This window comes from Brachyspira intermedia PWS/A (assembly GCF_000223215.1).
GTDB classification, from domain to species: domain Bacteria; phylum Spirochaetota; class Brachyspiria; order Brachyspirales; family Brachyspiraceae; genus Brachyspira; species Brachyspira intermedia.
Genome location: NC_017243.1, coordinates 1392141 through 1416096 on the forward strand (window position 1 = coordinate 1392141; position 23956 = coordinate 1416096).

Annotated in this window: 14 protein-coding genes and 1 pseudogene; 11 read left to right on the forward strand and 4 right to left on the reverse strand. The window is 25.7% G+C overall.

The features are described from left to right. The first annotated feature begins 234 nt into the window (after positions 1 to 234). The 7 genes and pseudogenes from aroF to BINT_RS06165 all read left to right on the forward strand — a co-directional run bounded on the left by aroF (position 235) and on the right by BINT_RS06165 (position 7582). Entirely contained in the window at positions 235 to 1278 is a 1044-nt protein-coding gene (gene aroF / locus BINT_RS06140; protein WP_014487685.1) for a 3-deoxy-7-phosphoheptulonate synthase, read from the forward strand. A gap of 135 nt (positions 1279 to 1413) precedes the next feature. Further along, positions 1414 to 2691, forward strand: a complete 1278-nt coding sequence (locus BINT_RS06145; RefSeq protein ID WP_014487686.1) for a CDP-glycerol--glycerophosphate glycerophosphotransferase — start codon at positions 1414 to 1416, stop codon at positions 2689 to 2691. A gap of 73 nt (positions 2692 to 2764) precedes the next feature. After that, positions 2765 to 3823: pseudogene (aepY, locus tag BINT_RS06150) on the forward strand (phosphonopyruvate decarboxylase); the annotation flags it as partial. A gap of 29 nt (positions 3824 to 3852) precedes the next feature. Continuing rightward, positions 3853 to 4749, forward strand: coding sequence for an adenylyltransferase/cytidyltransferase family protein (locus tag BINT_RS14950; protein ID WP_014487688.1), 897 nt, complete (start codon positions 3853 to 3855; stop codon positions 4747 to 4749). An 89-nt stretch (positions 4750 to 4838) separates the two neighbouring features. Continuing rightward, on the forward strand, positions 4839 to 5708 hold the full coding sequence (gene aepX, locus BINT_RS14955) for a phosphoenolpyruvate mutase (protein ID WP_014487689.1): 870 nt from the start codon (positions 4839 to 4841) through the stop codon (positions 5706 to 5708). A 27-nt stretch (positions 5709 to 5735) separates the two neighbouring features. Then, positions 5736 to 6836, forward strand: a complete 1101-nt coding sequence (locus tag BINT_RS06160; RefSeq protein ID WP_041177300.1) for a 2-aminoethylphosphonate aminotransferase — start codon at positions 5736 to 5738, stop codon at positions 6834 to 6836. Between the two features lie 11 nt (positions 6837 to 6847). Beyond that, positions 6848 to 7582, forward strand: coding sequence for a sugar phosphate nucleotidyltransferase (locus tag BINT_RS06165; protein ID WP_014487691.1), 735 nt, complete (start codon positions 6848 to 6850; stop codon positions 7580 to 7582). A 109-nt stretch (positions 7583 to 7691) separates the two neighbouring features. Here BINT_RS06165 and BINT_RS06170 read toward each other — a convergent pair whose 3' ends face one another. Continuing rightward, positions 7692 to 8954 carry an MFS transporter gene (locus BINT_RS06170; protein WP_014487692.1) on the reverse strand — a complete coding sequence of 421 codons (1263 nt, stop codon included), beginning with the start codon at positions 8952 to 8954 and terminating at the stop codon, positions 7692 to 7694. 385 nt (positions 8955 to 9339) lie between these two features. Between BINT_RS06170 and BINT_RS06175 the strand changes: the two genes are divergently transcribed. Further along, a complete protein-coding gene (locus BINT_RS06175) occupies positions 9340 to 12333 on the forward strand; it encodes a YidC/Oxa1 family membrane protein insertase (RefSeq protein WP_014487693.1) in 2994 nt (997 codons plus the stop codon). A 115-nt stretch (positions 12334 to 12448) separates the two neighbouring features. After that, positions 12449 to 13555 (forward strand): SpoIID/LytB domain-containing protein, encoded by a 1107-nt coding sequence (locus BINT_RS06180; RefSeq protein WP_014487694.1) that lies wholly within the window; start codon positions 12449 to 12451, stop codon positions 13553 to 13555. Between the two features lie 78 nt (positions 13556 to 13633). On the opposite strand, the gene BINT_RS06185 is transcribed toward BINT_RS06180, so the two are convergent. Continuing rightward, positions 13634 to 15004, reverse strand: coding sequence for an aldehyde dehydrogenase family protein (locus tag BINT_RS06185; RefSeq protein WP_014487695.1), 1371 nt, complete (start codon positions 15002 to 15004; stop codon positions 13634 to 13636). 160 nt (positions 15005 to 15164) lie between these two features. On the opposite strand from BINT_RS06185, the gene BINT_RS06190 reads away from it, so the two are divergent. Both BINT_RS06190 and BINT_RS06195 read left to right on the forward strand, forming a co-directional pair. Further along, positions 15165 to 17414, forward strand: coding sequence for a lytic transglycosylase domain-containing protein (locus tag BINT_RS06190; protein WP_014487696.1), 2250 nt, complete (start codon positions 15165 to 15167; stop codon positions 17412 to 17414). A gap of 440 nt (positions 17415 to 17854) precedes the next feature. Further along, the gene (locus BINT_RS06195; protein ID WP_041177302.1) at positions 17855 to 20113 is read left to right on the forward strand and encodes a lytic transglycosylase domain-containing protein; all 2259 of its coding nucleotides are present in this window, start codon (positions 17855 to 17857) and stop codon (positions 20111 to 20113) included. A 121-nt stretch (positions 20114 to 20234) separates the two neighbouring features. On the opposite strand, the gene BINT_RS06200 is transcribed toward BINT_RS06195, so the two are convergent. Further along, positions 20235 to 20663, reverse strand: coding sequence for a PepSY-like domain-containing protein (locus BINT_RS06200; protein ID WP_014487698.1), 429 nt, complete (start codon positions 20661 to 20663; stop codon positions 20235 to 20237). 221 nt (positions 20664 to 20884) lie between these two features. After that, positions 20885 to 23449 (reverse strand): YfhO family protein, encoded by a 2565-nt coding sequence (locus BINT_RS06205; protein ID WP_014487699.1) that lies wholly within the window; start codon positions 23447 to 23449, stop codon positions 20885 to 20887. Positions 23450 to 23956: the final 507 nt, after the last annotated feature.

Below are 23956 nucleotides of genomic sequence, written 5' to 3' on the forward strand. Positions count from 1 at the left end.
AAAGGTATTATTATTTCAAATAATTTCAAAAGCATCTACGCTTATTACTTTTTCTATTATGGCGTTTAAGACGCCAGTATATCTATTTTTCTAATTTAAACACACACATATATTATTAATTTTTATAACTATAAGATAATTTGACATATTATCATTTATAGGTTCAAAACAAAAATTATTATCTATTTTATGCATAAATTTTAAAATTAAATTATTTTTAAGGAGAATTATATTATGATAGTAGTAATGAAACCAAATGCAAAAGAAGAGCATGTAAACAGTATTATAGAAAGACTTAAAAATGCAGGTCTTGGTATAAATAAAAGTGTTGGGGTAGATTATACTGTAATAGGAATGGTAGGAGATACTTCAAAGATAGACAGAGAGTTAATAGCTTCTTTACCGGGTGTATCTAAAGTATTGAAAGTTCAGGAGCCATTTAAAAGAGCAAATAGAGCATTTAAAAAAGAAGATACCGTAGTAGATGTAAGCGGTGTTAAAATAGGCGAAGGTAAGCCTGTTATAATAGCTGGTCCTTGTTCCGTAGAAAGTGAGGATCAGGTTATAAACATTGCTAAAAGCGTAAAAGCTGCAGGAGCTTCAATACTTAGAGGAGGAGCTTTCAAGCCTAGAACTTCACCTTATGCTTTTCAAGGTTTAGCACTTGACGGACTTAAAATATTAAAACTTGCAAAAGAAGAAGTTGGAATACCTATAGTAAGTGAGATTGTTTCTATAAGACATTTAGAAGATTTTGATAATACAGTTGATATGATTCAAATAGGGGCAAGAAACATGCAGAACTTCGAGCTTTTAAAAGAAGTAGGAAAATTAAAAAAGCCTATACTTTTAAAAAGAGGTTTATCAAGCACCATAGAAGAATGGCTTATGAGTGCGGAATATATACTTAATCAAGGTAATGAGAATGTTGTATTATGTGAAAGAGGTGTAAGAACTTTTGAAACTTATACTAGAAATACTTTCGATGTTTCAGCTATTCCTGCAATAAAGCGTTTAAGCCATTTACCTGTTATTGGAGATCCGTCTCATGCTAGCGGTAAGGCTTGGATGGCACTTCCTCTTACTTTGGCGGCTATTTCTGCAGGTGCTGATGGTATGATTATAGAAGTACATAATGATCCTGAACATGCTTTATGTGATGGGGCACAGTCTATAAAGCCTGATGTCTTTTCTGATATTATGGAATCTGTTAATATGATATCCGATACAGTTGCTAAGATAAAAGAAAAACATGGCGGTAAAATTTATACAAAATAATAAAAAATAATTTTTTATAGTCTATTCATATAAATTATGAATAGACTATTTTTTTAAAATAAACTAATTTGATTTTTACATTTATATATTATATAATTTATGATATATTTTATATTAAATTTTTTAGGAATAAACATGTTAATTACAATATTTGCATTATTTATATTATTTCAAAGTAGTGTATTTGGATATATAGATCCTGGAACAGGAAGTTTGCTTTTCTCTGCATTATTTGGTATAATAGGTACACTTTTCTTTTTGTCAAAAGCATTGTTAATAAAATTAAAAACTATTTCTTTTTCTAAAAGCAAAAATATAGAAACAGAAGCTTCAAAAAAAGCTAGAATAATAATTTATGGTGAAGATAAAAGATATTATAATGTATTCAAACCAATTATAGAAGAATTAATAAAATTAGAAATACCAGTTATATATTATAGTTCTAGTGAAGATGATCAAATATTTGAAATAAAAAATGATTTGCTACATACAGAGTTTATAGGAGTAGGTAATAAGGCTTATGCTAAATTAAATTTTATAGAAGCAGATATTTGTTTAATGACAACTCCAAATTTAGATGTATTTCAGTTAAAACGCTCTAAAGGTGTAAAGAAGTATGTACATATATTCCATGCTCCTAGTGAAGCAGCATTATATTGTTTGTATTCATTAGATTTTTTTGATGCTGTATTGCTTAATGGTGAAAATCAAGTAGCTGATATTAGAGAATTGGAAGGTACAAGAAATACTAAAGTTAAAGATTTAGAAATTATAGGAAGTACATATTTAGATGAACTTAATAAAAAGAAAGAAGAAGCTTTAAAATCTATTACTAAAAGTACTGATAAGAGAACAGTTTTAATAGCACCTTCTTGGGGTATGAATGGACTTCTTACTAGATTTGGCGAAAAATTAATTGATCCTATACTTGATAGCGGTTATCATGTTATTGTACGTCCGCATCCTCAGTCTTTAATAGTAGAAAAAGATATGATAGAAAAATTAAAGAATAAATATAAAGATAATTCTAATTTAGAATGGGATTTTAATAGAGATAATATTTATTCTTTATCAAAAGCTGATGTTATGTTATCTGATTTTTCAGGTGTTATATTTGATTATGCTTTTCTTTTTGATAAACCAACTATAATACCTAGTTTTACTTTTGATAAAAGAGGCTATGATGCAATAGAATTAAAAGGCGAAACTTGGACTTTCAAAACTTTACCAAATATTTCTGTTTCAATAGATGAGAATAACTTTGCTAATATCTCATCTATTGTTGAAGACACTATTAATAATAATTCATTAAAAGATAATATTTTAAAGGCTAAAGATGAGGCTTATATGTATAGAGGTCAAGCAGGTGTAAGAGGTGCTAATATTTTGAAATCATATTTGGAAACTATTTAAGGATTGTAATTATGATAAAAGCAGAAGAGTTTATTGAGATTTTAAATAAAAATAATATTAATTTTTTACTGGTGTTCCTGATTCCAAACTTCAGAGTTTTTGTGATAAGCTTATGGAAAAATACGGAATTTCAGATAATCATATTATAGCTGCCAATGAGGGAAATGCAGTCGCTCTTGCATGCGGATATAATTTAGCTACTGGATATTACCCTTGCGTTTATTTACAAAATAGCGGAATTGGTAATATAATAAATCCTGTTGCTTCTCTTTTAAATGAAAAAATATATGCCATTCCTACTTTATTTATTATTGGATGGAGAGGCGAGCCGGGTGTTAAAGATGAACCTCAGCATTTATTTCAAGGCGAAATAACATTAAAACTTCTTGATGATTTAGATATTGAATATGTGGTTTTGGATAAAAATGTTACATTTGATATTGTAGAAGATTCTTTAAATAAGTTTAAATCAATATTAGATAAAGGTAAACAGGCAGCATTTGTAATAAGAAATGATGTATTTGAAAAAGAAAAATTATTTGATTATAAAAATAATAATAGTTTAATAAGAGAAAAAGCAATAGAAACAATACTTAAATATTCAGAAAATGATATTATTGTATCAACTACAGGAAAAATTTCACGTGAATTATTTGAAATAAGAGAAAATAAAAAACTAGGTCATAATAGAGACTTTTTAACAGTTGGTTCTATGGGACATAGTTCAATGATAGCATTGTCTATAGCATTACAAAAGAAAGATAAAAGAATTTGGTGTTTAGATGGAGATGGTGCTGTACTTATGCATATGGGAGCTTTAGCTATTATTGGAAATAGAAAACCTAATAATTTTGTTCATGTAGTTTTAAATAATTTTGCCCATGAATCTGTTGGGGGAATGCCTACCGTTGCTGATAAAATTAATTTGCCGGAAATAGCTAAAAAATCTGGCTATGAATATGCTGAAACAGTGAATAGTTTAGATGAATTAAATGATGTTCTTTCAAATTTAAAAAATGTTTTATCGTTTATTGAAATAAAAGTGTCTATATTCTCTAGAAAAGACTTAATAAGACCTAATATAACCCCATTAGATAATAAAAATAATTTCATTAAATTTTTAAGACAATAAAAAATTATAATTAAATAATAGGATTTTTTATGAAAGCTTTTATTTTAAAATCTGATTTTTCTTCATATATTGTTTATAATAATGAAGATTTATTAAAAAGGCAATTAAGATTATTAAGTAAATTTGAAATAACAGATATATATTTCTTATATAAAAACAATAATATAGATAAGTATTGTAGAGAATATAATCTTAATTATACTATTATAGATAATATTTCTAATGTATTTGATGGAAGTTTAGAAGATGATATATTAATATTAAATGGGGATTCTATATTTTCAGAATATGTTTTAAGTGATGTACTTGCTTTTAATACTAAAGCAGCTGCAGTAAATAGTTATGTTAATCTTTCTGGTGTTACTATTGATCAAAATAATATAGTAAAAAGTATAGATATTAATACAAGAGATAATTTATTTTATTATTTTCCAATTATAAAAATTAATAAATTATCAAATATAAATGATTATAGCAAGATATTTGACTTTGAAGATATTTCATTAATAGAAAACAATAGCAATGAGATTTGTTTTGTTTTAGATAATTGTACAAGGAAGAAAGAATATATTAATGACTATTTTAATAAAGAAAGAGTTGTTTATTTGGCATTCAGCACAGATATAATACATGGTGCTCATATAAGAATATTAAAAAAAGCTAAAGAATTGGGCAAGGTTATAGTTGGAGTTATGAGTGATCAGGCTGTTGCTAGTTTTAAAAGATATCCTGTACTTGATTATGAACATAGATATGAGATTATAAAGAATATTAAATATGTTGATGAAGTTGTTGAGCAGAAAACATTAAGTTATACAGATAATCTTATGAGTATCAAACCTAATTATGTTGTACATGGTGATGATTGGAGAGATGATAATTTAAGATATATTAGAGATGAAACTATAAATACTTTGAAAAAATAGGCGGAGTATTAATAGAGTATCCTTCTGCTAAAGATAAGGAATTTAATGTATTTGAATACAAATCAGCAGAATATTTATCTATACCAGAAATGAGAAGAGGAAGATTAAAAAAGATACTATCTTATAAACCAACAGTTTCTATTATAGAGGCACATAATGGACTTACTGGATTAATAGCTGAAAAAACTACTGTTATAAAAGATGGAAGATATTATCAATTTGATGGAATGTGGGTATCTAGTTTATGCGATTCTACTTCTAGAGGAAAACCAGATATAGAATTAGTTGATTTATCGTCAAGACTTCAAACTATTGATGAAATAATGGAAGTTACAACTAAACCTATAATATTGGATGCTGATACAGGAGGACTTATAGAACATTTTGTTTATAATGTAAAAACTTTGGAACGTATAGGAGTTTCTGCTGTTATCATAGAAGATAAAATAGGACTTAAGAAAAATTCTCTTTTTGGTACAGAGGTAGAACAGCAGCAGGATACTATAGAAAATTTTTGTAATAAAATAAGTTCTGGTAAAAAAGTATTAAAGACAAAAGACTTTATGATAATAGCGAGGATAGAAAGCCTTATTTTAGAGCAAGGAATGGAAGATGCTTTAAAAAGAGCCTTTGCTTATGTTGAAGCGGGAGCTGATGGTATTATGATACATTCTAGAAGAAAAGAGCCTGATGAAATATTCGAATTTTGTCATAAGTTTAGAGAAAAAGATAATAAAACTTATTTGGTTGTAGTTCCTACTACATTCAATACTGTTACAGAAGATGAATTTGCCGATATAGGTGTTAATATAGTTATATATGCTAATCAACTTACAAGAAGTGCTTTTCCTGCTATGAAAAAAACTGCTGAAACTATCCTTTATAATAGGAGGGCAAAAGAAGCTGATGATATGTGTATGTCTATAAAAGATATACTCACTTTAATTCCAGAAGAATAAATTATACTATTTTTGGAGATGAAAATTATGAATATAAAAAGAAATATATTATTAAATCCTGGTCCTGCAACTACCACCGATACTGTTAAGATGGCACAAGTTGTAAGTGATATTTGTCCAAGAGAAAAAGAGTTCGGTGAAGTTATGGAGTTTATAATAGAAGAACTTACTAACTTTGTAGCTAATAATAAAGATTATACTACAGTTTTATTTGGAGGAGCTGGAACTGCTGGAGTTGAGGCTGTTCTTTCTTCTATTTGTAATGGAAAAAAGATTTTAGTTATAAATAATGGTTCATATAGTCAAAGAATGACAGAGATACTTTCTACTTATGATGCTGATTTTTATAATTATAAAAGCGATTTAATAAAGCCTATAGATTATCAAAAATTAGAAGAAGTTTTAAAAAATAATAAATTTGATTATGTATGTGCTGTGCATAATGAAACTGGTACAGGTCTTTTAAATGATATTGAGCATATAGGTTCATTAGCAAGAAAATATAATATTGAATTTGTTGTTGATGCTATGAGTTCTTATGCTGGAATACCAATAGATATGGAAAAAATGAATATACATTTTTTGATTGCTAGCTCAAATAAAAATATTCAGGGTATGGCTGGAGTTGTTTTTGCTATATGTAATAGAGTTTCATTAGAAAAATTAAAAAATATAAAGTCCAAATCTTATTATTTAGATTTATATGCACAATATGCTAATTTTACTAAAACTAAACAAACTAGATTTACACCACCGGTTCAGACATTATATGCTTTAAAACAAGCTATAATAGAAACAAAAGAAGAAACTATAGAAAAAAGAAATAAAAGATATACAGAATCTTTTGAAACTTTAATAGCTGGATTAAAAAAATTAAATTTAAAGCTTTTATTAGATTATGAATGTCAGTCAAAAATTATAACAGCAATATTTGAGCCTGAATGCGATGGATATAATTTTAATAATATGCATGACTATTTATATGAAAGAGGATTTACTATTTATCCTGGTAAAGTTTCTAATTTCAACACTTTTAGAATAGCAAATATTGGTGCTATAGATAAAAATGATATAGCTAATTTTCTAAATATTTTAGAAGAATATTTAAAAAGTATTAAATATATATAATAAGGATTTTTATGAGAGGAATAATACTGGCAGCAGGAAAGGGAACTAGATTATATCCATTCACTTTAAAAGAACCTAAGCCTTTATTTAAAGTTAATGGTAAAACTCTTTTGGAAAGAAATATCGATTTTTTACGTTCTAATAATATAAATGATATTACCATAGTTACAGGTTATATGAATGAAGCATTTGATAGATATGTAGAAAAATATAATTTGAAAAAGATAGTATCTGATGTATATGATAAAAAAAATAGTAGCAGTTCTCTTAATTTGGTAAGAGATATTCTTGATGATTCATTAATTATTAATGGAGATATTTATATTAAGGAAAATGTATTTCCATATATTAAACCTAATGTATCTCAAATAATTTCTAAAAAGATAGTAAAAGGTGAGGAAGATGGCTATATATCAAGAGATTCAGATGATAGAGTTATAAAGATAGTTAAAAAATCAACATCTGGATATGGTGATACAGGAATGATGTATTTAGTAGGAGATATGGCTAAAGCTGTGTCGGAGAAACTTCCTTTTGCTAAAGATGAAGAATTTTGGGAGGATATAGTTTATAATTTAATAGATGATTATCCTTTATATTTAACAAAAATACCAAATTTAATAGTTGAAATAGATTCAGCAAGAGATGCTATATTGGAAGGATTAATGACTAAGGAAGATGTAATTAATGCCTGTAATAACGATGATGATTTATTAAAGAAATTAGATGAAGTATTAAATTATTAGTATTTTTGTATAATAAAAAATATGCTATGTTATAGTTTGTAATGATTATAAAACTTTGTTTTTTATTATAGTTTTCATTTTATAAAATAATTATGTATAATTGATATGATTAATTTATCTTATTTTTTATATTTTTTAATAAAATGCTTGATATTAGTATTCCTAATATAGAAAATCCTGCCATTATAAAAAATATGATATTATATCCTTTTATACCATTATTATGATCTAATATATATCCGTATAAAGTATATATAAAACTTCTAGGAAAATATCCTATCATACAAGCAACTGACATAGCAGTACCCGTTATTTCTTTAGGAACTTTTATTTCGTTTATAGGAGCAAAATATATGGCTCTCATTGAAAATACAATGACTCCATAGCTTAATGTTAATATCATTCCAACATAAAAATATTTATTCATATGTTCATGAGGTAATAGTATAAATGCTATAATTGTTATTGCAGACAATATAAATGCCAGTCTAAGATATTTAGTAGGGGATTTAAATATTTTGTCGGAACATATACCTCCTGTTGGGCTTCCTATTATTTTTAATCCGTATTGATTTATAATTCCATAAGTTCCTAAAAATTCTAATGGTACTCCATAAATATCTTTTAAAAATGGTATGAAATATGTTATGCCGCAGTACACAGAATATACAGAAAATATAGTTAAAGAAACAAGCCATATTTCTTTATTTTTGAGTACAGTAATAATTCCATTTAATACAGCTCTATTTTTAGATATCTTATTACCATCTTTATCTTCTAATTTTATTGTATCATTTTCAAGCAAGAAATATGATAAAATTCCAGCTATCATAACAGTTATTGAAAAGAATATTATAGTACTTCTTAGTGCCAATGCATTTGAACCTAGCAATATAAATATTCTAAGACCAATAAAAGCAATAGAAACATCTACAATACCTCTTCCAAGTTCTAAAAAGCTAAATAATCTTCCTTGTTCATTATCTCTTCCTAATAGTCGAATGGCTTTTAATATTACAGGCCATGATATAATTTCTGCAAATAAAGAAAATAGTCCCCAGCATATTAAAATACCAATATAACTTGGGAAAGTTGCTAAATATAATCCTGTAATAGAAACACCTATAAGCCCAAATGGAATTAGAATTTTTTTTGAAAATCTATCTGCTATATAAATTGATAATGAGCCTCCAAATGCTTGTACTAAACCATATACAGACATAGCTAAACCAATCTGTGTATGAGTAACATTCATATATTCTTGCATTGGAATATAAAAAGCATCTTTTAAATAAGCAGCTTTAGTAAAAGTGCCTGCTCCTAATATCAATATAGAAAATGTTATCCATTTTTTTGTATTTATTTTATTCAATTTAAACTACCCATTAAAATTCTATATTAAATATTTTATAAATGTAAAGATAATGTTTTATTTATTAATTAACACAATGATAATTTGAAAAGTATATATTTAATTTTATTTTTGTCAATTATAAAAAATATGAAATAAACTTTTATTAAAGTAGATGTTATTAATTAATTTTCAATTTTTTAGTAATATTTAAACTACTTTATTATGTAAATATTATAATGTTGTATTATTTCTGTATTCCAATACTTTTCAAATATTAATTAGTTTATTTGATTTTTATATATAATATAATATAATTAATCCAATTTTATAAGAAGAGGAAAATATATGATTAATGGTCAATACATCATAAACTCAAAGAAATTTCTTTCTAAGGAGTATTATAATGTTTTTTGATATACTTTATAATATCTTTATTTATCCAATAGAATTTATTATAGAAATATTATTTTACTTATTTAATACAGTATTTCAGTCAGGATATGGAGTAAGTTTATTTTTTTTAAGTTTATGTATAAATTTTTTATCACTTCCTTTATATAATATAGCGGAATCTTGGCAGGCTAAAGAAAGAGCAATTCAAGATAAGATGAAGCCAATGATCGATAATATTAAAGCTGTATATAAAGGAGATCAAAGATATTTATTAATAAGAGCTTGTCAAAGAATTAATGGATATAAAACTATATATGCTTTTAGAGGTACTCTAGGACTTTTAATACAAATACCATTTTTTATGGCGGCATATAATTTTGTACATAGTATATCTGGATTAAATGGCCAGAGTTTTTTATTTATAAAAGATTTATCTAAGCCAGATGCTTTAATACATATTGGCAGTATTAGTATTAATTTACTTCCATTTGTAATGACTTTATTTAGCTTATTTGCTGGATTTGTTTATGCTAAGAAATTGAAGTTCAAAGAGAGTTTGCCATTATATATAGTATCATTAATCTTTTTAGTATTATTATATACTTCACCATCAGGACTTTTATTTTATTGGACTATTAATTGTTTATTTTCTTTAATAAAGAATATTGTAATAGAGTTTAAATTATATGAAATATTTCTGAAAAATAAATATAAGTTATTAAAAGTATATAACATATTTTTTATTATCATTACTGCAGTATTTATATTATTAATTTCTTTAGCTAATATAGAGAGAAAAGGATATTTGTCTGATTTTGAATTTATAAATAATAGAGACGGATATTTTTATAGTGCTAGAGTAAGATATTATAGTAAGATTTTTATTACTAGCGATATATTTTCTTTTGTTGGTAATAATGATAAATTAGATGATAATGTAATTAGTATAGAGTTTGTCGGTGATAGCACAATAACATCTACTTTGACTCTAAAAGATAAAATTGAAAATATAAAAGATGATATTGTTATATATTATAGACTTTCCCCTAGAAGTTATTCAATTAATATATATTTGTTTTTGTTGTTTATAACAGCTATTTTAAATATGTCAAATATATATAAATTTATATTTAATAAAACTTCTTTAATAGAATCTTTTGAAAAAAATAGATACAAATTGATGCTCACTTCTTGTTTAACAATTAGTATATTATCTGGACTTTTCATATTGTCCTCTCTTATATCAAATTCTCCTCAAGAATTTTCATCTCCTTTTTATTTGATTATAAATGATTTATCTATGAGTATAGGGTTATTTTTATTCTATCCAATGTTTATATATTCATTATTTTCAGAAAGAATTAAAAATTATTTAACTTTACTCTTTTTATTTTCTGTTATATTTGTATTAATAAATACATTCGTCATGACAGGTAATTATATTAATATAAATAATGAATTTTTATTTGATAATGCTGATTTATTAAAATTCTCTTTTAAAGAATTATTGTTGAATTTATCATTGACTTTTATATTTGGTTTAATATTAATTTTTATTTTAAGGATTAATAAAAGTATATTTTTTATTAATATAAATTGTATTATATTAGCTGTTTTATTAATTATTTCATTGTTAGATATGTCTAAGATATATAACTCACATGTAAAACTTAATGATATTAAACAGCAATCAAATGAATTATCAGGTTTTAAAATATTTAATTTATCTAAAACAGGTGAAAATGTTATAGTTTTATTCTTGGATAGAGCTATCAATTCTTATTGGCTTGATGCTTTTGAAGAATTTCCAGAATATAAGGAAAAATTAGATGGATTTACAATATATCCAAATACTGTTTCTTTTAGTGGTTTAACTGTAACAACAGCTTCTTTATATGGAGGTTATGATTACTTACCTTTTGAATTGAGTACAAATGGCAGTTATGTATTAAAAGATAAACATAATGAAGCACTATTAACTATACCGTTATTGTTAGGAAATTATGGTTATAATTCTATTTTATTAGATCCCCCTTATGCTAATTTTTCAGATACTTCAGATTTGAGTATATTTGATGATTATACTAATATTTCAGCTTATCCATCAGATTCTATTTTAAATTATAGTTTGAATATTTATATGGGTGGTACAAACTTTAATTTTGAAAAGACTTTAGAAATGGATCAAAAAAATAAATCTTTAAGGTTCTCATTATTTAGAATGATGCCTATTAATTTAAGATATAATTTTTATAATAATTCTGGTTGGTTTTTAGCAAGTTCTTCTTTTTTAAGATTTAATTCTAGTGTAAGGTATTATTCTATTTTAGATTCTACAACTAACTTTATGAATATTAATGAAAATGGTAATTATTATAATATGATATATAATTTAGTCACACATGAATCATATTCTTTTTCTTCAGATTTTTTACCTCATACTACTCTAAAAGATATTGATGTTAAAGATTTAGATATATATAAAGATGAATCTAGTGTAAGGCATTATTATGTTAATGTAGCTGCCATTAATTCTTTAATAAAAATTATAAAATATTTAAAAGATAATGATGTTTATGATAATACTAAAATAGTAGTTATTTCAGATCATGGACGAGGAGTTAATACAACAGTATTCACAAATGATAATTGTGAATTTATGCCATTGTTTAATGCTTTACTTATGTGTAAAGATTTTAATAGTAAAGGAAATATAAAAATTGACACTAATTTTATGACTATAGCTGACATGCCTTATTTAGTAACCAAACATATTGATAATCCTATAAATCCATTTAATAATAAAATAATAACAAATGATTATAAAAATAATGGAGTTAATATAATAAGTCTTGATTCTTGGCAGGTTGATAGACAATTAACTAATTCATATCATTTTAATTATTATTATAATGTCAAAAATAATATATTTGATATAAATAATTGGAAAAAATTTAAAATTGATTGGAAAACTAAAGAATCAAAGGAAGTAGAATTAAAATAAATAAAGTAAGTTCTGAAATAACCGATAATTTTGACGAACAAATTTATATATCGCAAGGAGGCGTAAAATTATGGGAGTCAAAAAGTATTTCTTTTTATTGCTAGTTTTATTAGCTATGAATAGTATATATGCATTTGCAAATCAAAATATCATAAGAGTACAATTAACAGATGTAAAAGCACCATATACTATTAATATTAAAGGTCCTTATAAGGCATACAATTATAAATATGAAAGTGAAATTATATCTGCTCTTACTAATGAAACTGTAATGGTAGTTGAAAACAGATTGGGATTAAAAGTTAATGATGTTGGAGTTTATAAAGAAGGTATAGTATTTGAAACTCAGGACGGATTTACTTTAAATGGTGTTGAATATTATGGTTCTTTAATGTTCATTCCATACAATAACACAATGATAGTAGTTAATGAACTTAATATTGAAGATTATGTTAAAGGAGTACTTCCTCATGAAATGTCTCCTGATTGGCCCATGGAAGCTTTAAAAGCTCAGGCTGTAGCAGCTAGAACTTATGCTATGTATCATATACTAAAAAATGCTAATAAACTTCCTTTTGATGTTGATAATACTACAAAATATCAAGTTTATAACGGCAAAGAAAAAATGAATTGGTCTGTTGAGCAGGCAGTTGACAGAACTAGATATGAAATTGCTGTTTATAAAGGAAAAGTTATAGCTACATATTTCAGTGCTTTATGCGGCGGACATACTGACAGTGCAGAAAATGTATTCGGTGTTGCTGTTCCTTATTTGGAAGGCGTTTCTTGCCCTTATTGCAATGCTCAGATTAAGCCTTGGACAAATACTTTAACTTATAATGAATTAAATAATGATTTAGCTAATTATTCTGTACATGCTAGTGAAAAATCATCTATAGGTATAAGTACTGACCCTAAATCAGGTAAAGCTACAAATATAAAAATAGATGAAAGTGATATTAGTTCTAGAGATTTCAGAACAACACTTTCTCCTAAAGTAGTTCCATCTCTTAATTTTACTATTAAAAAAGTTGATAATGGTATCATAATTACTGGAAAAGGAAGCGGACATGGTGTAGGTATGTGTCAGTGGGGTGCTTATGGTATGGCACAAGTTAGAAAAGATTATAAAGAGATATTAAAATTCTATTATAACGGAGTTGATATTGTAGATTATAATAGAGTTAATAAAGAGTTTGAACCTGATGTTTGGGGAAACTGATTAATAAATAATTAAGTTAAAAATAAAAGGCTTATATTGATATTCAATATAGGCCTTTTTTTATTATTAGAATAATATTTATTTCTTTGTAAGATTGTATAAAAATTTTAATGATTTTATATTTTTTTCATAAGGAGGATATCTGGTATCAATTTCAAAACCATAACCTTTATTTAAAATAGTTGTTTCTTTTGAAAAGCATTTAAAGCTATCGTAACCATGATACTGTCCTATACCGCTGTTTCCAATTCCTCCGAAAGGTGCATGAGGATTAAGTATTTGACTTATAGTATCATTCACCGCACAGCATCCGTAACTCATTTTTTCTATAAAATAATAATTAAAAGCAATATCCTCTGAAAATACATACATAGCTAAAGGCCTTGAACAAACTTTATTTATTATTTCTCTTGCTTCTTCTTTTGTTTTGTAATAGAGTATTGGGAATATGCTTCCGAATATTTCATCTTTAATTATATTAGTTTCTAAATCTTTAGGTTCTACTATTGTAATGGAAATGGATAAATTATTATCATCATATTCACCGCCGTAAATTATTTTTCCGTCATTTAAATATGATTTTATTCTTTTATAATGATTTTCATTTATTATTCTATGCAGTTTTCTTTCTTTATTGAATAATTCTATTTCTTTACTGAATGCAGCTAGAAATTTTTCTTTTAAATCTTCTCTTAATAATATATAATCCGGAGATATACAAGTTTGACCGGAGTTTAAAAATTTACCCCATATTATTCTTTTTACAGCTTTATTAAAATTATTTCCTTTTATATCATCTATTATTACAGGTGATTTTCCTCCAAGCTCTAAAGTTACAGAAGTAAGAAAGTCTGAGGCATTTGACATAATGATTTTGCCAACTCTTGGAGAACCTGTGAAGAAAATTTTATCATATTCTATTTTTGTTGTACTTTCTGGAGGCACAGTTTTATCTATAACTGCAATATACTCTTCATCAAATGTATTTTTTATTGAATCGTAAATTACATCATAAACGCAAGGAGTTAATTGAGAAGGTGCTATTATAGCGGTATTTCCTGCACCTATTGCTCCTACAAGCGGAAGAAAAGTTAATTGAACAGGATAATTCCAAGGCGATATTATCAATGATACCCCAAATGGCTTATTTATAACCATTGTCTTAGCATCCATTGTTATCATGTTCTTTTTAACTTTTTTATGATGCATCCATCTCTTTAAATTTTTTATGAATAGATTAATTTCTTCTATAACCATATAAAATTCTGAAGCTATAGACTCAAACTCACATTTCTGCATATCTTTGTATAAAGCATCTATAAAATCTTTTTCATATTTTATTAACATTGATTTTAATTTTTTTAATTGCTCTATTCTGAAATTATATGATAAAGTTTTTGATGTTTGAAAGAATTTTTTCTGCTTATCTCTTAATTCTATTAAATCCATTTTATATATTTCTCCATAATTTGTTTATAGTTAATATACAAAAATATTGATAAATTCCTATTATTTTTTATGATTAAAATATTAAATTGATTTGCAAAAAATTGTAAAAATAATAAAATAAAAATTTATATATAAAAAATTATATTTGGGTTTTGTGTAAATGAAAAATAAAGCTTTTAAAAGATTCATATTATTTATTATTTGTTTTGCTATTATTATTGCTGTAATTGCATCTATGCTTACTGCACAGGATATTTCTCTAAAGAAAAAAATCACTTCAAAGAATAAAATCAATTATGGTACTGCATTAGAATTATATAATAGAGAAAAATATTTAGAAGCATATAATCAATTTACTAATATAATGAATAGAGATGAAGATGCAATTATAAAAGATTATATTATATATTATGGAGCTAAAAGTGCTTTAAGTACTAATATGTATGATGAAGCTATAGATTTATATTCATTATTAATGAAAGAATATACAAACTCTCCATTATATCCTTATGCTGAACAGTATAAAGCATTAGCAGAGTTCTATAAAGATGATTATCCTGTAAGCAACTTTTTTAATAGCAGGAAACAAAAATGGATTAAAGAATTTGTAGGTATAAGAGCTTTAAGAAATACTGATGATACTAATAAAGCTAAGATGATAGCTTATGAACTTATAACTAAATTATCAAATAGTGAAGCTATTATTTATTATAATGATAATTATGAAGATGAAATATCTTTATTTGATAATGAATTAAAATATAAAGCAGCTTCTGTACTTTATGATGCCGGATTTAGGAAATCTGCATTAAAACATTTTGAATATTTATACTCTAATAATTATAATAAGGGAAATTCAACTTATTATATGGCTAGAATAAATGAAGCAGAAGGAAATAGGACAGAAGCAGCTAAATTGTATGATGAATATTTATCTAATGCCAATAATAAAACATATAGAAAAATGGGTCTTTACTATTCTGCAGGTAATTATTCTAAATTGACAAATAATGCTAAATCAATGGAATTATATAATACATTTTTGAGAGAGTACCCAAGAGATGATTATGTTCCTAGAATATATAATAATTTTGTTAATACTAGTTTGAATAAAAATAATTTAGTTCAGGCGAAAGTTTATTTAACTAATGTTATGAATAAATTTCCAAATAGCTGGCAAACTGAATTGGCATTAAAATCATATTTAAGAAAGGCGTTTAAATTAAAAAATAAAACTGAAACTTATTTTGCAACTTCCGCATTAGAGAAAAGATATACTAAATTCAGACATGATTTTCCATTGTCTTGGAGCATGTGGAGTGCAGAAGAATTTGGAGATACTGAAAAAAGAGATGAATATTTAATGAAAACGCTTCTTACAAGTAAAAATCATTATTTTGTAAAAGGTGCTTTGACTTTAGCTAATGATGATATGATTAAAAACGTTGAAATCAGCAATACTTATTATTTTGATGAAGCTAAAAAATATTACACTGATTCAAACTATACTAAATCTATGGAAATGCTTGATAAGATTCAGTTCTTAAATTATATTGCTACCGGAAAAGAAGATGATTTGATGAAATCAGCCAGAGATATGGCTAAAAATATTCTTATGCAAAATGATTTTGTAAAAGAACTATATTCAAATAAAACTGATTATACTTTATTTAATGAATTATCATTACAAACTACTAATGAAGTTGATAGATCAATATTGTTATATTGTTATGGTGATTATGATAATGCATACACAGAATATGATAAAATATTTAAGAAAGCTGAAAAAGTAAATTATCCATTATTTTATTTTGCTGAAAAGATTTTTAAAGATTCAGGAAATACTAAAAGGCTTATGCAGATATCTGTGAATATAGGAAAGTACTTTGATTATCCTTATACTTATAATACAGATTTGCTTCCGGATGAGTTTAGAAAAATGGTTTATCCTAGATATTTTGATGAGTATGTTCTTCCAGAGGCTAAACATTATAAAATAGATCCATTATTTGTATATGCTATAATGCGTGAGGAAAGTACATTTGATCCGAAGGCTAAATCTTGGGTTGGAGCTATGGGACTTATGCAGTTAATGCCTGCAACAGCAGCAGAGCAAAATAGAAATCCTAGATACAGATACGATCCTTTAGATTTAACCGATCCTAAACAAAACATTAATATAGGTATCGGACATTTAAGCTGGTTATTTAAAAATGAAAATGCAAGTAACTATATAATAGTGGCTGCAAGTTATAATGCAGGTTCAGGACGCGGAGCAAGATGGAAAAAAGAGTATGGTACTAATAATATGTATCGTACAGGAAGATTCATAGATATTGAAGAAACTGAATATTATGTAGAGAAAGTTATTAATAGTTATGAACATTACAGTAAATATTATCAAGATTAGTATATACTAAACAATTATATTTTGTAAAATAATTTTTTTTAATTTAAAATATTTTCAGGGCTTTGCCCACCGCTCTGCGTGCTTACGCAGCACCCCAGTTCTTTTTATGGCCAAAAGAACCTATATCCTCGACAGGCTCGGATACGCTTCGCGAAAGACTGCATTTTTACTTTAAATTTAGGTTATATCCTATATTTAATAAGTATTTTTTTATATAAAGTTATATCAATTGCGTTTTGCGAAGCGTGCCTGTGGCAGCAACTTTGGCGAAGCCCGCAGAGCGTGTGCGGCAAAAAAGTTGATAATTATATATAAAGTTAATCGTTTGACAAACTTAAAAATTTTCAGTATATAATCGAAATGTAAAATTTATTTGCAAAAAATCAAAAAAGTAATACAATAATAGTTGCTATATAAAAACTATTTCAGGCTTATATTAAATGAAAAATACTATCTTAAAAATTTTTAATAAAAGAGTTTTACTTTTTACATTTTGTTTTGAAATCATTGTTATTGTAATGACATCTATATTAGGTGCTCAAGATATATCATTACAAAAGAATATTATATCAAAGAATAAAATCAATTATGGTACAGCATTAGAACTTCATAATAGAGAAAAATATTTAGAGGCTTATAATCAATTTACAAATATCATGAATACAAAAGATGATATGATTATAAGAGATTATATTATATATTATGGTGCTAAAAGTGCTTTGCTTACAAATATGTACAATGAGGCAATAGATTTATATGCTTTACTAATGAAAGAATATCCTCGTTCATCATTGTACCCTTATGCAGAGCAGTATAAAGCATTAGCAGAGTTTTACAGAGATGATTATCCTATAAGCAATTTTTTTAATGGAAAGACTCAAAAATGGATCAAAGAGTTCGTAGGAATAAGAGCCTTAAGAAATACTGATGATACTAATAAAGCTAAAATGATAGCTTATGAACTTCTAAATAGATTCGGATTAAGTGAAGCTGCTATATATTATAATAATAATTTTTCTGAAGATATTTCATCTTTTCCAAATAATTTAAAATTTAAAACAGCAGCTATACTTTATGAAGCAGGATATAGAAAGGCATCTTTGAAGCATTTTGAGGATTTATATGATAATAATTCACATAAGGCAAGTTCTACATATTATATGGCTAGAATTAAGCAGAAGTCTGGGGATAGAAAAGATGCTGCAGCTTTATTCGATGAATATTTATCAAATGCCAATAATAAATCACATAGAAGATTAGGGCTTTACTATTCAGCAGATAATTATACTAAATTAAAAAATTATAATAAGGCAGCAGAGCTTTATAATACTTTTTTGAAAGAATATCCTAGAGATGATTATGTTCCTAGAATATATAATAGTTTTGTTACTTTGAGTTTGAATAGAAATAATTTAGTTCAGGCAAAGACTTATCTTACAAATGTAATGAAAAGATTTCCTAAAAGCTGGCAGACAGAACTTGCTTTAAAATCATATTTAAGAAAGGCATTTAAATTAAATAATAAAACAGAAACTTATTTTGCTACTAAGGCTTTAGAGGCAAGATATCCTAGTTTCAGACATGATTTTGCATTATCTTGGAATATGTGGACTGCTGAAGAGTTTGGAGATATTGAAAAAAGAGATGAATATTTAATGAAAACACTTCTTACAAGTAAAAGCCATTATTTTGTAAAAGGTGCTTTGAGTCTTGCCAATAATGAAATGATAGCTAATGTTCAGCTTAGTAATACTTATTATTTGAATGAAGCTAAAAGATATTATGCAGATTCTAATTTTACTAAATCTATGCAAATGCTTAATAAAATACAATTTTTAAATTATATTGCTACAGGAAAAGAAGATAATATCACAAGAGAGGCTAGGGCATTAGCTAAAAATATTCTTATGAGAAATAAATTTGTAAAAGATTCATATGCCAATAGAAGCGAGAATGATTTATTTAATGAATTATCACTTCAGACTAGAAGGGAAGTTAATAAAGCAATAATATTATACTATTACGGCGATTATGATAATGCATATACAGAGTTTGATAAAATATTTAAAAAAACACAGGTAACATATCCTTTATTTTATTTTGCTGAAAAAATATTTAAAGATTCAGGAAATACAAAAAGACTTATACAAGTATCAGCAAATATAGGTAAATATTTCGGATATCCTTATAATGATAATGTTGATTTGCTTCCCGATGAGTTTAGAAAGAGAGTGTATCCTAGATATTTTGATGAGTATGTTGTACCTGAAGCTAAATATTATAAGATAGAACCTGCCTTTGTATATGCTATAATGCGTGAAGAAAGCCTATTTGATCCTAAAGCTCAGTCTTGGGTTGGGGCTATGGGGCTTATGCAGTTAATGCCTACAACAGCAGCAGCTGAAAATAAAAAGGCTAGATATAGATACAATCCTTTAGATTTAACAGATCCCAAGCAGAATATTAATTTAGGAGTTTCTCATTTAGGTTGGTTATTCAGCAGTCAAAAGGCAAGTAATTATATATTAGTAGCGGCAAGTTATAATGCAGGTTCAGGTCGCGGAAGAAGATGGAAAAAAGAGTATGGCACTAATAATATGTATCGTACAGGAAGATTCATTGATATTGAAGAAACCGAATATTATGTAGAGAGAGTTATAAAAAGCTATGAATATTACAGTAAGTATTATAAGGATTGATGATATAATACCTTATAACTTTATAGATATTCATTTTAATTTATTTTGAATTTTGATTGTTAAAAAATTACAGGGCATTAGAAATCTAATACCCTGCATTGTATATGGGATGGAAAGTAAATCAATCGTCAAATTTTTGTCCTATCAGCTGACCGTCAGAAGATATATAAAGCTCCATCATATTATTAAGCTTTATTTCATAAGTACCCCATTTCTTTTCAGCACTTATTATAACGGTTTGCGGATATGTGTTTCTTATAGTGTTTGCAACATTGGCAGGAAAGGCGTTATATGGTATTCCAATATACTCTGCATCTATTTCCTTCCAATCGCCATTTCCTAAGAAGTCTATTTTTATGCCGTTGGAAAGTTCTACCTCATATTTACCATCATCCATTTCAACATACCATATTTGTGCATCAGGAAATATTTGCGCTATAAATTGTTTAGCTCTTTCAGGTAAATTGTCTGGAGAGACTATCCAATCATCGGCGAATAGACTGCTGGAAGAGATTATGATAATTGTTAATATTACTTTAAGTATTTTCATAAATAACCTCCTCCTACTTTTATATTATTAGTATATCATATTTATTATTATGTGTCAATATTTTTTACAAATATTTTACTTCTTGTTTACAAGGTATTTGTTTTTATAATTATTGCTTACATATTATCGTATATGTTTGCTGTAAATTTAAAAAAACAGTTCTAATATGAAAATATTAAGACTGTTTTTACATAAAATATATATTTTTATAAAAATTATTGTTAATTATCTTGTTTTTTGAAATATAAAACTATATTGAGGATAGAAATCACTATAAATATTATCCAGCAAATTATTGTACTGTATAAATATTTCATTGTAGGTGTGAACTCAAATACGATATTGTTATCCCCAGCATCAACATAAACCCCCCTGAATAATAAATTAGCATTTAATAACTCTTTCTTTTCTCCATTTACAGTTACAGACCAATCTGTATTATAACGTTCTTTAGATACAAGAACACCAGCTTCAGGAGTTTTTACATTAATTACTATTTTATTATCGCTTTCTTCAAGTAATTCAGCAGTATATATTGCATTTCCATTATTCAAAGTGATATTATTATTTGAATTATTAAGTAAAACAACCTCATTAGCTAAATTGAAATTAGGCATAGTAATTCTTCCAAGTCCGTCATTGAAATCTACTGCATTATAAGCATTATTAACAAATTCATATTTATTTCTATAGCCTTTAAGTTCATATAATACAGCAGCAGAGAATTGATCCTGATATTCAGTTATCTTTGTCAAATCATTAGAAAGTACTGACTGATCCAAATATGTAGGACTTAAAATATATCTTACTCCAAGCAAATCCATAAGTCTAGGCTGATAACCTACATAATCATTTATTCTGAATGCTGAAAATACATCTGTAATATCTTTTGATAATCGGCTTGCAGCAGGCGGTTCAGTTAAAGGTATTTTGTAATAAGGCATTGTATGAGTAGTGTATCTATATAGATAAGGAATCAATATAGGCATTGTTGTTTCATTTCCTTTTTCATTCAATATATGATCAACTATAGGAGTGGATTTATACATTTGATCATAATTAGATTTTACTACAAACATGTTTCCGCTTTGAGCCAAATCCAAGAATAATACAGCTATAAACATATAAGGCAAATATTTATAGAATAATTTATCTTTATTAGCTATTACAACATATAAAAATACTATTATACTTCCTATTATAAGGAAACCTATATGTCCTAAATCATACACAGAGAATAATATAAATCCTATTAATGGCACTATTACAAGGAATTTATCTTTTATAGTTACTTCTTTTAATGAAATAGCATTATTGATTAAAAGAAGTACAGAAGAAGATATTAAAGTTAATCTTATAAATGACATGAATATATTTTTTGATATTAATGCAGCATTAGCTTCTTTCCAATCATTTACAAAACTATTGTATATCATTCCATTTGTTAATATTGTTATTAATGCAAGTACAGCAGAAACTATTGTTATTGCATACATAATTTTTTGGGCTATATTTATATATTTATAATCATCTTCTAAATATTTTAATAGCTTATCCTCTTTTTTTGCTTCTAATGCTTTAAATATATAGTCGCATGCAAATGATGAAAGAATTGCAAATGGAATAGGTATAATTTCTATAAATTTATTAGGATTTCTTGCATCTTGGAATATAGGTATTTGAAATAAAGCTCCGTATATAACAGGAAAATATCTTCCGAAACTTGCTATCAAGAAAAATAAAGCAGTACCAATCCAGAAATATTTTTCACTGTATTTTTTTCTGCTTATAAATATTGCAAATATTATAAAAATAAAAGTTATATAACCAATATTAGCAGAAGTTAAAGAGAAGTTAGAAGTTTTAGGTTCTCCGGGCATATTAGCTATTCTTCCCCAATAAGGGTGAGTCTGACTTCCTGAATAATATCCAAAGAATCCAGGCATAAAGAATCCCAATACCTCTTCAGGTGGGTATGACCATCTTGTAGCCCATTCCCATAATTGATTCTTATCTGTAACTCCAGCTGCTCCCATATCTTGAGTATTTTTTGTTACCATTATAATTTGTATAGACATTAAAAAAGAAAATACTGCTACTAATGCAAATTTTACACATAAAAGAATTATTTTTTTAATATCTGTTTTTATAAATTCAATTATTTTCTTATCATTTTTTTTATTGTAAAGTAAGTATAAAAAATAACATGATAAAAATAAAGCGAAGTACATTGCAACGTCCAAAGCTCCGCCTAAAAATGCTATTCCCAAAAAAGCACCTGTAAAAAGGAAATGAATCCATTTTTCACTATTCATAGCTTTTGAAAGGAAATATAATACAAATGGAAAATAACAGTAAGTTTCAAATTTACCTAAGTGTCCAGGAAGTATTAATGTTATCATAGCATTTGAAAACATCAAAGCAACTGCACCAAACATAGATGCTTTTATTGATAATTTCTTTTCTCTCAAGAATAAGAATAAACCATATCCCATAATAGTTATATGAAACATTATACTTACTTGAGGGTATATATTATTGGGTAATAATGCTATTAATAATGACTTTGGGTGAATAGGCACTGTTGAAGAAGTGGCTATTGTGAAATAAGCATTATTCCAGAAATATAAATTTCCGCTGAATATTGCATCTTTAATATTTTTAATATCCCATAATATAACATCGCCCATTTGAAGATAGGAAAATGTTAAGTTGCTGTAGAAAAATAGTATAGAAAGAATTGCAAATATAATAGGATATATAATTTCTTTTTTTAATGATTTCATTATTTGTTTTCCTTAAATTAAAGTAAGTTATATGTATGTTTTTATGATAAATAAAAAATTAGATATTAAATAATATATAAAAGATACTGTATTGTCAAGGAGTTTTGTATTAAAATATTTTATGTATTATTTATGATAAATAAAAAAAGTATTAATTTAAAACTGATACATTTAAATATATTTTATTAATGATCGTCATATAATATTTAGTATGAAATATATACAATATTTATATTATTTTTAATTATAAGTTTGTAACTGTTTTTTATTATAAATGTATGACTATTATTAAATATAATTAATATAACTATGAAAAGAATATTTTTTATGATGTATAATATTTTATATATTAGATAAATTATAAAAAATAATCATTTTTATATATAAAATAACTATTTTATATATAAATAATCTAATTTTTATATAAATATTACTAGATACAGTATTGTAAAAAAAATATATGTACTATAATATATGAAATATTTTTTTATTTTATTGATGATTTTT